Raw genomic sequence first — 14,403 nt, 5'->3', positions numbered from 1 at the left:
ACAGGGCTCCGTGGAGCCTCGCGAGGTCCAAAAGGCCGTGTGAAGGTCTCTGTCGGGTGTTGTCGCCACCCTTCTCCTGGCTCGTGACGAGCGGAGTGTGCGCGCTCTCACCGAGGTGTGGGCGCCATGATCACGCCGGGGGGCGAGAGGTGCAGGCGATCGCCCGGAAGGTCCAGCGCCATCCGGTGGCGGCGGAACAGGCCCGCGCCCAGCAATCCGTCGGGGGCGGGCGCGCCGGCGCCTGGTCGGAAGATGAACACGTCCACGTCGCGCAGCGCCAGCGGCCCGACGCCGATCCTGTCGACCGTGACCACCCGGTTGAGGCCGAGGCCGCCGAGGCTGACCGAACGGCCCTCGCGCACCTGGGCGTCGGCGTGGAGAAGCCCCAGGCGCAGCGCCGCATCCTCCGACACGGCCAGCACGTTCGACGATCCGGTGTCGATCAACGCCTCCACCGATCCGGCTTCGCCGACCTGGACGGATGCGAGAGGCGCGCCGCGCCGCCAGGTGACCGGCAGGCTGTGGGCGTCGTACGGGACCCGGAAGGCCTCGGGGGCCACCAGCCGGGTGCGCCGGGCCGGCAGGTCCGCCTCCAGCACCACCCGACGCAGGAGGTCACGGCCGATCAGAAGGCGGAATTCGCGCCCGGCCAGTTGCGCCACCTGGGCCAGGTCCAGGGCCGCCGCGCGCAGGCCCGGCGCGGCAAGGCCCGGAACCTCCAGGTCCAGCCGGACGGTATGGGCCATCGTGGGGCCGCCGCTGACGCCATAGACGATCAGCGGCGCGGCGACCGGGCGCGGCAGGCCCAGCGCCTCGGCGGTCTGCCGGTCGATGGCGGTGAACTCGGCGCCGGAGTCGATGACGGCCGACAGCGTGCGCCCCCGGATCACGGCCTCGATCTCGATCAGGCCCGAGCCGTCGCGGACCGGCAGCCAGGAGGTGGAGCGGCCGTTGGCGAACCGCACCTCCTGCGGCGGCCAGGGCAGGCGGTCGCGGACCAGGAACAGCCCGCCGCCGGCTGCGGCGACCAGCAGCGCGCGGGACAGGAACGCGCGGCGCGAGGTCACTATTGCGTCTGAAGCTCCTGGGCGCCGATGGCGAAGGCGCCGTCCAGCCAGGCCAGGATCTCACGCGCGGCGGGATGGTCGAAGGCGCCAAAGCGCTCGCGGAGGCGGCCGACACGTTCCGGGTCCAGCCCGTCCAGGCCGGTGTCTTCCAGGAGCAGCAGGGCGCGCTCCACCGCGTCGGCGAGTTCGGCGCCCAGCACCGTCGTCGCGGCGCGCCGGAAGGCGGCGAGGTACTCGTAGTCGGCGCCCCTGGCATAGCTCTCGGCCAGGGTGAGCGCCGGGATACGCGAGAGCACGGCCTGGGAGGCGGTGTTGATCCCGTGCGCGGCGACTTCGGCGCCCATCCCGGCCGGGCGGCCTGTGAAGGCGCGCAGGTGCAGGTGACGGCTCATCCGCGGGCCGTCATTGACCGGATAGTTGTCCCAAAGGAACGGCTTGCGTCGCATCTGATCGGCCACGCGTGCGAGGTGACCGGGGGAAAATTCCCTGGCGCACACCTCTTCGCCCGTCCACATGAGATGGATGGCGGGATCGAGCCCTGCGCCCAGATCCTCCAGGTAGTTGTCGGGGCGTTGGCCGAACACCCGGTCCAGCACCGGGTCGTCCGTATAGTAGCTGGGACAGACGATCAGGCGATCCGCGCCCGTGCGGCCGGCGATCCAGTCCACGATCTCCACCTGCCGCCCGGCGAGGTCGGGTAGGTCGCCCTTCATGTCGTCGAAGAAGACGCCCAGGTCGTCCAGGCCCAGGCTCTCCAGTTGCGCCAGCTTGACCGACAGAGCCTCGCGGGAGGGGCCGTCGAAGTCGAGGAACAGCTCGTACGGGCTGAGGCCCACGCCGAAACGGACGCCTTCCTCCCGGCAGGTTCGGGAGAGGGCCGTCAGCGCCGCCAGTTCGGTGTCGGGGTACGGTTCGCGCCAGCGGCGGCGCAGATAGCCGTCGGCCTTGGGCGCATAGAGGTAGAAGCCGTAGCCGGCGGGCGCCAGGGCGCGCACCATGCCGGCGCGCTCGTCCCACGAGTAGGGCCGCCCGAAGAAGCCCTCGATGATCCCCAGTTCCGGTGTCATGGCTTCCTGCATAGCCGAGCGGTTGCGATAACGCCGTAAATTCGTAAGGTCCGAGCCGAGACGCCGCCGGGACGGAGGAGCCCCCATGAACCCCAACGCCGAGTTCGACATCATCGTCTATGGCGCCACCGGCTATACCGGCCGCCTGGTGGCCGAGCACCTGGCCCGGCGCTACGGCGTGGGCGGCGAGGTGAAATGGGCCATGGCGGGCCGCTCGGCGTCGAAGCTGGCGGCGGTGCGCGACGAGATCGGGGCGCCGGCCGACACGCCGCTGGTGACCGCCGACGCGGCCGACCCCGGCGACCTCAGGGCGTTGGTCGCGCGGGCGAAGGCGATCATCACGACCGTCGGGCCGTACCAGCTCTATGGCTCGGACCTGGTCGCGGCGTGCGCGGCGGCGGGGACCGACTATCTCGACCTGTCGGGCGAGCCCAACTGGATGCGGCGGATGATCGACGCCCATCATGCCGAGGCGCAGAAGACGGGCGCGCGCATTCTCCATTCCTGCGGCTTCGATTCGATCCCGTTCGAGGCCGGCGTCTGGTTCTGTCAGGAGACGGCGAAGGCGAAGCTGGGCGGGCCGGTCCCTCGGGTGAAGGGCCGGGTGCGCGCCATCAACGGCGGCCTGTCGGGCGGTACGGCGGCCAGCGGCGCGGCCACCATGGCGGCGATCCAGAAGGACCCGGCGCAGCTCGCCGTGATCATGAGCCCCTTCGGTCTGACGCCCGGCTTCGAGGGGCCGCCCCAACCGCCGGGCAATGCGCCGGAGGAGGACCCCGACGTGGGGCCGGTGGCGCCCTTCATGATGGCGATGATCAACGTCAAGAACGTCCACCGCTCGAACCTGCTGATGGGCCATCCCTGGGGCCGCGACTTCGTCTACGACGAGATGGCGGTGGGCGGCCCGGGCGCCCCGGCCTTCACCGACCTGGGCAGCCTGCCGGGCGGCGTGCCGAAGCCCGGCGAGGGGCCCTCGAAGGAAGAGCGCGAGGCGGGCTTCTTCGACGTCCTCTTCATCGGGATCGCCGCCGACGGCCGACAGGTGCGGGTCGCCGTGAAGGGCGACAAGGACCCCGGCTATGGCTCCACCTCCAAGATGCTGGCCGAAACCGCCGTCGCCCTGGTCCGCGCCCCCGACGTGCCGGGCGGCGTCTGGACCCCCGCCGCCGCGCTCCAGGGCCGGCTGGTGGAGCGGCTGTCCGCGAACGCGGGACTGACGTTCGAGGTGGAATGAGGGTGGGCATGCGCCCCCTCCGTCTCGGCCTTTCAGGCCGATCCACCTCCCCCGCTTCGCGGGGGAGGAACTGAGAGGCGACAGGTCCTCCCCCGGGGAACGGGGGAGGTGGCTGGCGGCAAAGCCGTCAGACGGAGGGGGCGTGAAGCCCCGTCCTCACATCAGCCCCAGCGCCTTGAAGCTGGCCACGCCGTCGCGGCCGGCGACGAGGTGGTCGTGGACGGCGATGCGCAGCGGCCGCGCGGCCTCGACGATCTGGCGGGTCATGTCCACGTCGGCGGGCGACGGCGTCGGGTCTCCCGACGGGTGATTATGACAGAGGATGATCGCGCTGGCCGACAGCTCCAGCGCCCGGCGCACCACCTCGCGCGGATAGACGGGCGCGTGGTCGACCGTGCCGTGATTCATGATCTCGTCGGCGATCAACGCGTTCTTCTTGTCCAGGAACAGCACCCGGAACTGCTCGCGCGGCTCATGCGCCAGGGCGGTCTTCACATAGGCCAGCAGCGCGGCCCAGGATGAGATCACCGGCCGGCGCGCCACCTGCTCGCGGGCCGCGCGCAGGCCGGCTTCGTGCAGCAGCTTGAGGTCGAACGCCGCTTCGGGGCCGACGCCCTTCACCGTGCGCAGGTCCTCGGCCGTGGCGCCCAGGACGCCGCCCAGCGAGCCGAACCGGGCCAGGAGCTGCTTGGCCAGGGGCTTCACGTCGCCGCGCCGGATCGAGCGGAAGAGGATCAGCTCCAGCACCTCATAGTCGGGCAGGGCGGAAAACCCGCCGCCGGCGGCGCGCTCGCGGAGCCGGTCGCGGTGGCCGATGTAGTGGGGCGGGGGCGGGCGCGACGGCGCCCGCCACAGGTCGGCCTGAGGCGCGGCGTCTTCCACGGCGGCGGGCGGATGCGGCATGGCGTCGAATGTTCCTGAATTGTTCGGATCGCGCAAGGCCTTGAAAAAGGAGCCCCCAAACGGGGGAGGGCGCGCAGGTCGCCGTCTGGCAGCTTCACCGTGGAGGTGGGGGTATGCGGGTCGGAACCTTGCTGGGCGTCTTCGGCGTGGCGATCGCCACGGTGCTGATGCTGATCGTCGCGCCCGGCTGAGCCGCGATCGAGGCGCGCCCTCAGTCGCCGCTCACCCGGATCGCGTTGTCGTCGGAATTGCGGTCGATCTGCTTGTTGTAGGGGTCGATCCCCGCGAACGTCGGCGGCTTCTCGACGGTCAGCGTCAGGGTCTGGACCCCGGCCTTCAGGGGGACCCTGCGGAACGCCAGCACGTTGGCGGCCTTGAAGCCGGGCTTGCCGGGCTCGGCGTCGAACACGCCCACGTCGAACACTTCGCCTTCGCCCACGGGCGCGGGCGTTTCGGCGCCCTGGCCATCGGCATAGGCCTTGGCGACCTCCAGGGTCAGCACGACGTCCCATTTGCCGTCGGCCCGCTGGCGCACGGTCGCGGCCTTGGTCTTGAGGTCATAGAGCGTGATCCTCTCGAAGAGGTCGGTGATGAGCCGCTGGGCCGCCGGATCGGTCCTGGCTTCGGCGCGCAGGGCGTCGATCAGGTCTTGCGAGCGGGGGTAGGGCGCGCCCTTGAACGCGTACTGCGCGATCACGCGGCGGAGCGCGGCGTTGACCTTGTCCTCGCCGATGCGATCGCGCAGCAGGTACATCACCAGCGAGCCCTTACGGTAGTGGATGTAGGGCTGGTTCTCCACCCGGGCCAGCGGCAGCTCCTCGACCAGCTCGCCGCTGCGGCTGCGCAGGTAGCTGTCCAGTTCGTACTTCAGGAATCGGCGGATGGCGTCGGGGCCGTAGGTCTTCTCCATCACGATCAGGGCCGAGTATTGCGCGAGCGTCTCCGAGAGCACGGTGCCGCCCTGCATGTCGGCGCCGATCACCTGATGCGCCCACCACTGATGCGCCAGCTCGTGGGCCGTCACGTAGGTGACGTAGTCGATCTTGTCGGGTTTCGTATTGTCGGTGACGAAGCCGATGGCTTCCGAATAGGGCATCGTGTTCGCGAAGGCCTGGGCGAAGGTCTCGTAGGCCGGGAACTCCAGGATGCGGGCCTGGCGGAACTGGTAGGGGCTGAAGTTGGCCTGGAAGTAGTCCAATCCCGTCTTCAGCGCCGCGATCATCCGCTGGACGTTCCAGGGGTGCTGGGGATCGTAGTAGATCGCCAGCTCGACCCCCTCGTGAGTCTCGACCGCAATGGCGTAGCGCGCCGACTGCACCGAGAAGAAGTTCAGCACCGGCGCGTCGGTGCGGTATCGGATGGTGCGCCGCCCGTCGCGCGTGGTGTCCGAGATGCGGTAGCCGGGCGCGACGGGCGTCTGGTCGGCGTCGGTGGTCACGCGGATGTCGGCGTTCACCCAGTCGGCGTTGGCCAGGTAGTTGCGGTTCCGCGCGTTCAGGTCCTCCAGCTTCGGCGGGCGCAGTTCGGGCGGCAGGCCGTACTTGCGGCGCTTGGCGCGGTCCTGGAGCAGCCGGCTGCGGTCCATGCCCACGACGGGCGCGAACTCGAAGTTGTTCACGAAGGTCCCGTTGTCGACGATGCGGGTGGTGTTGCCGCTGTTCTTGAACCCGCGCTGGCTCATCACCGTCTCGAACGAGAGCGCGGTGCGCTCGCCGGGCATCAGCGGGCGGTCGAAGGTGAAGATGCGGTAGTTGAACCGGTCGAAGGCGCGGACGGACCGGGCGCCGTTGACCGTCATCTGCAGGGCCTTGGTGTCGCGGTCCAGGCGCACGTGCAGTTGCCGGATGGGAACGGCCTGGTCGTTGACGAGCTGGTAGACCCCTTGCGCCTGCGCCCGCGGCGCGCGGGGATGGAGGTCCACCTCCAGGAACACGTCGGTCACCGACGGCTGGGGCAGGGTCTCGAAGGCCAGGAACTGCTTCTCGTAGTCGGCCAGCCAGCGCTCCTGGTCCCGGGTGGTGCGGTATTCGTTCCAGACGTTGGTGTTCGTGTAGATGTAGGCGCCCAGGCCCACGAAGGCGCCCAGCGCCACGCCGCCGATCAGGCCTGCGGGGCTGGCCAGCCGGCGCGGCAGGCGCTTGAGCCGCGGCGCGAGCCGGACCTCGGTCCCCCGCCGCCACAGGCCGTAGGCCAGCACCAGCAGCATGACCGCGAACGCCGTCCAATAGGCGCGGAACCAGGCGGCGAAGCCGGCGTAGTCGCCCTGGCCGTTCATGTCGGACAGCGGCGTGGGCGGGGTCGCGCCATAGAGGTAGAGCCGGTGCTCGAACCCCATCTGGAACAGGGTCTGGGTGGCGACCAGGTAGAGCGCCATCAGGCCCCAGCCGATGAACTTGTGGGGCGAGACGGCCTGGAAGAAGATCGCCAGCACCGCCACCAGCACCCAGTCGATGGTCGTCGGCAGCAGGTACCAGAGGAGGTACTTCCCGGGCTGGATGTCGACGTAGCCCTTGAAGAGCTGCACCAGGACCCCGGCGAGCGCGCTGACCAGCAGGGTGGCCAGCAGCACCAGGGCCAGGGCCAGGGTCTTGGGGACGATGAAGGTCCAGTCGGGCGCGGCGGTGGCGTCGACGATCTCGTGGGTCTTGCGGTCGCGGTCGCGCCAGACCAGCTCGCCGGCGTAGTAGATGGCGATGATGATTACCACGAGGGTGAAGCTGCCCTGGAGGATGGTGATCACCCAGCGGGTCACCGGGTAGAGCGCGGCCCCCTGCAGCTCGCCGCCCAGGAGCAGGCCGCCGACGGAATTGAACAGGCCGATCAGGATCAGCACCACGAAGGCCGGGCTCTTGAAGACCTGGGCCATCTCGAAGCGCGTGCGCTGCGCGAGCTGGGCCCAGGCGGCGGCCGCATCGGCGCGGGGGCGGGCGAGAGGGCGGAGTGCGGGCGGTGATGCGCTCTCGGCCTCGACCTTGGGCGGCTTCGCGCGGCGGCCCTTCTGCTCGAAGCCGTAGGCGAAGTAGGCGAGCGCCAGGATGGCCAGGGCGACGGGCGTCCAGATCAGCCGGTTCCAGAGCAGCGGGCCTTCGATGGGCGGCAGGCGGCTGTTGGCCTCGGCGGCGGTGAAGTAGCGGGTGGCCAGCTCCCAGGCCGCCAGCCCGAACGGCTCGACGTAGGCGGCGAACTGCAACCGCTCGGCGTCGGCCAGGAGCGCGTTGCCCACGAGGTAGAGCACCAGGAAGGCCGCCACGCCCAGGTAGGTCGCCATCATCGAGCGCGTCGCCGTCGCCAGGGCGAAGAAGATCGCCGAGACGAGGAAGAGGCCCGGCAGCGCCAGCCACACATAGGGGACCAGGTAGTAGCCCAGCCGGTTCGGCCCCATGGTCTCGGGATCGACCCAGGGCATCACCGAGCCCACGGCGATGGCCAGCGGCACGAACAGGAACGCCAGCGCCACCGCGGCGAAGGCCCCGGCGAAGCGGCCGTAGAGGTAGTCGAACCTGCTGATGCGGGTGGAGCGGATGATCGGGCCGAAGCCCGTCTCGTCGTCGCGCACGACCACGTTCGCCACGAACGCCGTGGAGGCGAACATGAAGAACACGGTCATCACCAGCATGATCTCGCCGATGGCGCGGGGCGCGTTCTTGTGGACGTTGCCGCCCGAGCCGATCTGGATCACGTCCACCGCGATGGCGGCGAAGACCAGCAGGAAGAAGACGGCGCCGGTGATCCAGAAGATCGGCTGGCGGAGCTGGTAGCGCAGCTCGAAGGCGGCGATCCTGCCGAACACGTCAGGCGGCCCGGCGCGAGGCGGCGAGGGTGGAGAAGTAGACGTCCTCGAGGCTGGGCGCTGTGGTCTGGAACCCTGCGTCGGGGGCGGCGTCGGCCAGGACGTGGATCACGGTGCGGCCGCCGGCCAGGCGCGTGGAGATCACCGAATTGCGGGCGCGTTCGCCCTCCAGCTCGCCCCGGTCGATGGCCTTTCGCCACACCTTGCCGTCCAGGCCGGCGATCAGCTCGGCCGGCGCGCCCTCGGTCAGGATCCGGCCGCCGGCCAGGATGGCCATGCGCGGGCAGAGGTCGGCCACGTCGTCGACGATGTGGGTGGACAGGATCACCACCACGTTCTCGCCGATCTCGGCCAGTAGGTTCAGGAAGCGGTTGCGCTCCTCCGGGTCGAGGCCGGCGGTGGGCTCGTCGACGATGATCAGGGCGGGGCGGCCGATCAGCGCCTGGGCGATGCCGAACCGCTGGCGCATGCCGCCGGAATAGCCGGCGACGGCCTTCTTGCGCACGTCCCACAGGTTGACCTGGTGCAGCAGGGTCTCGACCGTGTCCTTGCGCTCGCCCCTGCCGGCGATCCCCTTCAGCACGGCCATGTGGTCCAGGAGGTCGAGGGCCGAGACGCGCGGATAGACCCCGAAGTCCTGGGGCAGGTAGCCCAGGGTGCGGCGCAGCGCCTCGGGCTGGGCGATCACGTCGATGTCGCCGAAGCGGATCGTCCCGCCGGTGGGCGCCTGGAGGGTGGCGATGGTGCGCATCAGGGTGGACTTGCCGGCGCCGTTGGGGCCGAGCAGCCCGAACATGCCCTTGCCGATCTCGAGGTCGACGCCGTCCAGCGCGCGCGTCCCGTTCGGATAGACGTGCGTCAGCCCTGTGATCGAAAGCATGCCGGTCGAGACTCCACCCACCCTGGGCAAAGCTGCCCGGAGCGCGCGGCGGTAGCAAGTGAGGGATGCGTAACGAAGCGTGGTGACGGGTTACGTCGCCCCTGGCGCATCCGCCTCTCCCGCGTGTGCTGGTCGTCTCCGGCCGCCGGACAGCGCCCACGTGCAGCGGCGCCACTTGGCGTTGCAGGGACGGCCCGATCATGATGCTCTGTCGGCGCGAGCAGGAGGACCAGCGGTGTCCGACACGTCCGGTGACAAGCCGCGAGGCGGGATGAGTCCCGCCGCCTGGGCCGCCGTCAGCGCGATCGCCGTGGCGGCGATCGGGGCGGTCGTGACGCTCACCACCAACTGGTGGCAGCGATCGCCGCCGGCGCAGCCCGCCGCAGCCGTGGCGAAGGCCGCGGAGACGCCGGCCGACGCCCCGGCGGCGCAGCCTGGCCCGGGCGCCTCGACCTTGTCCGACGCGGAGCCAGACGCCGGGCCAGACGCGCGGCCAGACCCTGGGCCCGACCCCGCGCGATGGGCGGGCGCCTGGAGCGGCTCGTTCCTGGAGGGCGGCCAGCGGCGGCGGATCGAGCTGACCATCACGCCGGGCTGCGCGAAGGGGAAGGCGTGCGGGACCATCCGCGTGCCGCACGTGCCCTGCGCCGGCGACATCAGCCTGCACGACGTGCGCCCCGACGGCGCGGAGTTCAGCGTCGACCGCTTCGAGCCCGGCAGCGCGGCGGCCTGCCAGCCCGGCGCCGGCGAGGTCTTCCGCGAGACCCCCGAAGGCGCCCTGGCCTACACCGCCACCTACTCCGGCGCGACGGGCGTGCTGACGCGGGCGGACTGAAGCGCTCGCCGAGGCGGCGGAGCGCGCGGGAGGAGGATCAGGCCGCCTGGATCGGCGGCTTGAACTGGCCGGTGGGCGAAGCGGTGAAGATTTCGACGCCGTCCTCGGTGACGCCCACCGAATGCTCGCACTGGGCCGACAGGGACTTGTCGCGGGTGACCGCCGTCCAGCCGTCCGAAAGCAGCTTCACCGCATGCTTGCCCAGGTTCACCATCGGCTCGATGGTGAAGAACATGCCCGGGCGGAGTTCGGCGCCTGTGCCCTTCTGCCCGAAATGCAGGATGTTGGGCGCATCGTGGAACACGCGGCCCAGCCCGTGGCCGCAGAAGTCGCGCACCACGGAACAGCGCATGCTCTCGACATAGTGCTGGATGGCGTAGCCGATGTCGCCGGTCGTGGCGCCGGGCTTCACCTGGGCGAGGCCGCGCTCAAGAGCCTCATAGGTGACGTCCACCAGCCGCTTGGCCCGCGGAGCCACCGTACCCACGCCGTACATCCGCGAGGTGTCGCCGTGCCAGCCGTCGACGATCACCGTGACGTCGATGTTGACGATGTCGCCCTCGCGGAGGGTCCGCTCGCCGGGGATGCCGTGGCAGACGATGTGGTTGGGGCTGATGCAGACCGTCTTGGTATAGCCGCGATAACCCAGGCAGGCCGGCAGGGCGCCGTGATCCAGGATGAACTCCCGGGCCAGGTCGTCCAGCTCGCCCGTCACCGCGCCGGGGACGACGTGCGCGGTCAGCATGTCGAGGCACTCGGCGGCGAGGCGGCCCGCCTTGCGCATGCCGTCGAAGTCTTCGGGCTTGTGCAGCTTGATCGCGCCGGTGCGGTATTCGCTGTCGAGGGTATCGGTCATGAGCGGCTCCAGAGCGCCTATGTCGCGATCCTGGCGCGGAAAATCAACCGAGGCGGATCGGCGCGAGCGCTCGCGTGCGGGCGCGACACGCCTTACATAGCGGTGACATGCACGCCGTCCATTTCGAAGCGCCCCTGCCGGGCGGATCGCAAACCCCGACGCCGGGCGATCCCGAGCTGCGGCGCCCGCCGCCCGAGCCGATCGTCAATGCGCCGTGGCCGGTGGTGACGCTGACGGTCGCGATCGTGGGGCTGTACTTCCTCCAGACGCGGTTTCCATTCGTCGCAGATCTGCTGGCGTTTTCGCCGCACGATCTTCTGCGCGGGCGCTATGAGGGGCTGATCACCTCGCAGTTTCTGCACGGCGGCTGGCCGCACGCCCTGATGAACGCGGCGTTCGTCCTGGCCTTTGGCGCGCCGGTGGCCCGGTTCTTCGGGCCGCGGCCGGGCGGCGTGACGGCGTTCTTCCTGCTCTATCTCGTATGTGGAGTGCTGGCGGCCCTGGGATTCGCGGCGTTCCACTGGGGTCAGTACGCTCCGATGGTCGGCGCGTCGGGCGCCGCCTCGGGCCTGATGGGCGCCGCGGCCCGGCTGCTCGGCGGGCCGAATGCGAACGGGGGGCGGGTGGGCCCGCTCCTGTCGCAGCCCGTGACCGGCATGGGCCTCGCATGGATTGTCATCAACCTGATCCTGGCCTTCACCGGTGGTGCGTTCATGCCTGGGGCGGGCGAGGCCGGCGTGGCGTGGGAAGCGCACCTGGCGGGTTTCGCGGCCGGGGTGCTGCTGATCGGCCCCGTTGGCTGGCTGGCGGGACGACGGTAGGCCAGGCCCCGCCTCACGCGTGCGTGACGCCCGCACGGATTGTATCGGTCGAGAAATTGCGCAACCCTGTTCTCCGACATAGACGGGAACAGGAGGCCCCATGCTGGTCTCGCAGATTCTCCGGACCAAGGGAGATACGGTCTTCACCGTAAAGCCGTCCGATACGGTCGGCGAGGTGGCCGAACTGCTTCACACTCGCCGCGTGGGCGCGCTGGTGGTGCTCGACGCCGAGCGGGTGGCCGGAATCGTCTCCGAGCGCGACGTCGTGCGGGCGGTGGCCACAGGCGGCGCCGGCGCCCTGGCGCGTCCGGTCTCGGACTTCATGACCGCCAACGTACTGTTCGCCGAACCGGGCGAGACGGTGGACAACTCCCTCTCGCGGATGACCGACCGGCGCATCCGCCACCTGCCGGTCTGCCAGACCGAGCGGCTGGTCGGCATCGTCTCGATCGGTGACCTGGTGAAGTGGAAGATCTCCGAGGTCGAGGCCGAGGCCGATGGCCTCAAGGCCTATATCGCGGCGAGCTGAAGATCTGCGGACCCCCTCCGTCCACCGGAGGGCTGAAAGCCGGCGGTGCGTCGGCGAAGGGGCGGGGATGGGGCGACGCCCTTCTCCGCCCCGGTTCGTTGGCGGGGTCGCCACAGGCCGTACGACGGCGCGTCGTGGAGGGCGCGTCGTGGAGAACGCCCCGCGGCTGACCGGAGAAGCTGGCGAGGCCAGCTTTGCGCTCGGACCGGGTCTGACAGCCAGGCGGATCATCGCGCGAAGGCGCCGGCGGCTGGTGTCGGTTGCGGCCGCAACCGAAGTTGGGAGAGCGGCCTGGGGACAGCGCTGTCCTGGGCGCAGGTCCTTCAGGAACGGGTCGGGGCGAGGCCCATGTCGAGCGCCGCCCCCGAACGGGCCGCCTCGGCCAGGCTGTAGGCCTCCAGTACGTCGGCGGTGGCGTCACGCGCCTTGAGGAGGGCCTCGCGCAGGGTGCAGGCCTCGAGGCTCGCGCAGTCGGCGCACTTTCGGAATCCCAGACGGGGCGACACGCAAGGGGCCAGGGCCAGGGGGCCGTCGATGATGCGGATGATCTCGGCGAAGCTGATGCTGGAGGCGGGGCGAGCCAGGGTGTAGCCGCCGAACTTGCCGCGCCGACTGACGACGACCTGATTGCGGGACAGTTCGAGAAGAATCGCTTCCAGGAACTTGCGCGGCGCGCCGGCGCGCGCGGCCAGTTCGCCCGCGCTGAGCTGGGCGACGCCTTCCGACTCGCCGGACGCGCCCGAGGCCCTGGCCAACTCCACAAGGGCCCGCAGGCCGTATTTCGCCTTCTGCGACAGCATCGCCACCTCTCTCGCCCCCTTGTGGCCCGGCGCGGCCTCGGTGCGCAAGGAACGGACCTCCGGCGAAAAATCCGGGAACCATGAAAAACACGAAGGGACACGAAAGGGCGTGCGCCGCGCGAGGCCGCGAAGCGGCGGCTTCCAAAATCAAGGAACCGCGGAAGGACGCGGAAGGCGAAGCTTTCGATTCCGCGCTCTTCCGCGTTTTCCGTGGTTTGCATGATGGAGGCTCCGTTCAAGCGGAGGCTCGACGCACGGCCCGCCCTTTTTCGTGTTCCTTCGTGTCTTTCGTGGTTTGAATGACGACGCTCCCCGCCGGGGCGGCGGGGCGGGCGGCTGCGGCATTCCGCCGGTCTGCGAGATTCTTTGCGCGAGCCTGTTGACGCGGCCCCGACCCCCGCATAGATAGCCGCCTCCGCTCGGGACGGGGCGGCGACGAAGGGATCGAAGAGGCTGCAAGCCTTTGAAAATCCTGGAGAAGCCGCATCGGATCGGGACATCGACAGCTCCGCTTCGAACGTGGGAAGAGCGCAAGTTCCTCCAGCCGACGTGGCGGGCCCGGTTCGAAGATCCGAAGCTTTTCGGAGATCAGCCGGGGTCCTCCAAAAGGATCGGTTGACACTCCGGGGGACGGCCACTAGTTAGCCGCCTCCCGCTCGGGCGGGGCTCAGATCGGAACGACGGCAGGGGCCGAAAGGCGCTTGATCTTCGGACTGAAATGAGTATGTTCCCGAGCCTCAATCGAATCGTCACGGACTTGAGGGAAGCCCCTCGGCGGCCCGGGACGGTTTTTGCGGCCAAATTCTGAGGGTTCTCGGAATTGTCGCAAATGCCCGAAAAGGCCGGTTGACACCAAAGAGGTCGGTCACTAGATAGCCGCCTCCGCCGACCACCGGCGCTAAACAGTGGGCTCGGCGGAAGCCGGTGCGGGTCTTTGACATCGTTGATTTGGAAAGAGAAACGCAGGCGGCGGCGTCCTGGCGACAGTCCTAACCAGACTGTCTCGACGCTGACTGTGACTGCGGTCTCTTGAAGACACCATGAATATGGTCGGCTTCGGCCGGCCACGATTTGTGGGAACTCGTCAAGAACTACGCAGACTATAGCCAGCCGGCTCGTTGAGGGTCGGTTACGCAGAAAGTCAGAACGTCAACTCAACCTGAGAGTTTGATCCTGGCTCAGAGCGAACGCTGGCGGCAGGCCTAACACATGCAAGTCGAACGCCCCTTCGGGGGAGTGGCGGACGGGTGAGTAACGCGTGGGAACGTGCCCTTTGGTTCGGAACAACACAGGGAAACTTGTGCTAATACCGGATGTGCCCTTCGGGGGAAAGATTTATCGCCATTGGAGCGGCCCGCGTTGGATTAGGTAGTTGGTGGGGTAATGGCCCACCAAGCCGACGATCCATAGCTGGTCTGAGAGGATGATCAGCCACACTGGGACTGAGACACGGCCCAGACTCCTACGGGAGGCAGCAGTGGGGAATCTTGCGCAATGGGCGAAAGCCTGACGCAGCCATGCCGCGTGAATGATGAAGGTCTTAGGATTGTAAAATTCTTTCACCGGGGACGATAATGACGGTACCCGGAGAAGAAGCCCCGGCTAACTTCGTGCCAGCAGC

The 14,403-nt window shown here is 69.5% G+C and carries 11 protein-coding genes and 1 rRNA gene; 5 read left to right on the top strand and 7 right to left on the bottom strand.

Annotation, left to right across the window (positions count from 1 at the left end; translation table 11 throughout):
- Positions 1-107: 107 nt before the first annotated feature.
- On the bottom strand, positions 108-1,067 hold the full coding sequence (locus WG212_RS18450) for an aspartyl protease family protein (protein WP_337188582.1): 960 nt from the start codon (positions 1,065-1,067) through the stop codon (positions 108-110).
- Entirely contained in the window at positions 1,067-2,134 is a 1,068-nt protein-coding gene (locus WG212_RS18445) for a beta-N-acetylglucosaminidase domain-containing protein (RefSeq protein WP_337188581.1), read from the bottom strand. Before WG212_RS18445 ends, WG212_RS18450 begins: the two co-directional genes overlap by 1 nt.
- Positions 2,135-2,219: 85 nt before the next feature.
- On the opposite strand from WG212_RS18445, the gene WG212_RS18440 reads away from it, so the two are divergent.
- Entirely contained in the window at positions 2,220-3,368 is a 1,149-nt protein-coding gene (locus WG212_RS18440; protein WP_337188580.1) for a saccharopine dehydrogenase NADP-binding domain-containing protein, read from the top strand.
- 156 nt (positions 3,369-3,524) lie between these two features.
- Here WG212_RS18440 and radC read toward each other — a convergent pair whose 3' ends face one another.
- The 3 genes from radC to WG212_RS18425 all read right to left on the bottom strand — a co-directional run bounded on the left by radC (position 3,525) and on the right by WG212_RS18425 (position 8,941).
- Positions 3,525-4,271 (bottom strand): DNA repair protein RadC, encoded by a 747-nt coding sequence (gene radC / locus WG212_RS18435; RefSeq protein WP_337188579.1) that lies wholly within the window; start codon positions 4,269-4,271, stop codon positions 3,525-3,527.
- 211 nt (positions 4,272-4,482) lie between these two features.
- Entirely contained in the window at positions 4,483-8,061 is a 3,579-nt protein-coding gene (locus WG212_RS18430) for a M1 family aminopeptidase (protein WP_337188578.1), read from the bottom strand.
- A gap of 1 nt (position 8,062) precedes the next feature.
- Positions 8,063-8,941, bottom strand: coding sequence for an ABC transporter ATP-binding protein (locus tag WG212_RS18425; RefSeq protein WP_337188577.1), 879 nt, complete (start codon positions 8,939-8,941; stop codon positions 8,063-8,065).
- A gap of 235 nt (positions 8,942-9,176) precedes the next feature.
- Here WG212_RS18425 and WG212_RS18420 point away from each other — a divergent pair, with 235 nt between their 5' ends.
- Positions 9,177-9,776: a hypothetical protein gene (locus WG212_RS18420; RefSeq protein ID WP_337188576.1), complete on the top strand. Its 600-nt coding sequence runs from the start codon at positions 9,177-9,179 to the stop codon at positions 9,774-9,776.
- Between the two features lie 37 nt (positions 9,777-9,813).
- Here the strand turns inward: WG212_RS18420 and map are convergent, their stop codons facing one another.
- Positions 9,814-10,632, bottom strand: coding sequence for a type I methionyl aminopeptidase (gene map, locus WG212_RS18415; protein ID WP_337188575.1), 819 nt, complete (start codon positions 10,630-10,632; stop codon positions 9,814-9,816).
- Positions 10,633-10,739: 107 nt separating this feature from the next.
- Between map and WG212_RS18410 the strand changes: the two genes are divergently transcribed.
- Entirely contained in the window at positions 10,740-11,453 is a 714-nt protein-coding gene (locus WG212_RS18410) for a rhomboid family intramembrane serine protease (protein WP_337188574.1), read from the top strand.
- Between the two features lie 100 nt (positions 11,454-11,553).
- Complete coding sequence (locus WG212_RS18405; protein ID WP_337188573.1) at positions 11,554-11,982, top strand: CBS domain-containing protein; 429 nt, start codon at positions 11,554-11,556, stop codon at positions 11,980-11,982.
- A 323-nt stretch (positions 11,983-12,305) separates the two neighbouring features.
- Here WG212_RS18405 and WG212_RS18400 read toward each other — a convergent pair whose 3' ends face one another.
- Entirely contained in the window at positions 12,306-12,782 is a 477-nt protein-coding gene (locus tag WG212_RS18400; RefSeq protein WP_337188722.1) for an Rrf2 family transcriptional regulator, read from the bottom strand.
- A gap of 1,155 nt (positions 12,783-13,937) precedes the next feature.
- On the opposite strand from WG212_RS18400, the gene WG212_RS18395 reads away from it, so the two are divergent.
- A 16S ribosomal RNA gene (locus WG212_RS18395) occupies positions 13,938-14,403 on the top strand; the annotation flags it as partial.

The sequence above is a fragment of the Phenylobacterium sp. genome (assembly GCF_037189685.1).
Lineage (GTDB): Bacteria > Pseudomonadota > Alphaproteobacteria > Caulobacterales > Caulobacteraceae > Phenylobacterium.
The sequence above is the reverse complement of the archived record's forward strand: the minus strand, read 5'-3'. Positions and strand labels throughout refer to the sequence as shown.

Coding starts and splice junctions, on each gene's coding strand:
- WG212_RS18445 (WP_337188581.1), bottom strand. CDS start 2,134: ATGACACCGGAACTGGGGATCATCGAGGGCTTCTTCGGGCGGCCCTAC.
- WG212_RS18440 (WP_337188580.1), top strand. CDS start 2,220: ATGAACCCCAACGCCGAGTTCGACATCATCGTCTATGGCGCCACCGGC.
- WG212_RS18425 (WP_337188577.1), bottom strand. CDS start 8,941: ATGCTTTCGATCACAGGGCTGACGCACGTCTATCCGAACGGGACGCGC.
- map (WP_337188575.1), bottom strand. CDS start 10,632: ATGACCGATACCCTCGACAGCGAATACCGCACCGGCGCGATCAAGCTG.
- WG212_RS18405 (WP_337188573.1), top strand. CDS start 11,554: ATGCTGGTCTCGCAGATTCTCCGGACCAAGGGAGATACGGTCTTCACC.
- WG212_RS18410 (WP_337188574.1), top strand. CDS start 10,740: ATGCACGCCGTCCATTTCGAAGCGCCCCTGCCGGGCGGATCGCAAACC.
- WG212_RS18400 (WP_337188722.1), bottom strand. CDS start 12,782: ATGCTGTCGCAGAAGGCGAAATACGGCCTGCGGGCCCTTGTGGAGTTG.
- radC (WP_337188579.1), bottom strand. CDS start 4,271: ATGCCGCATCCGCCCGCCGCCGTGGAAGACGCCGCGCCTCAGGCCGAC.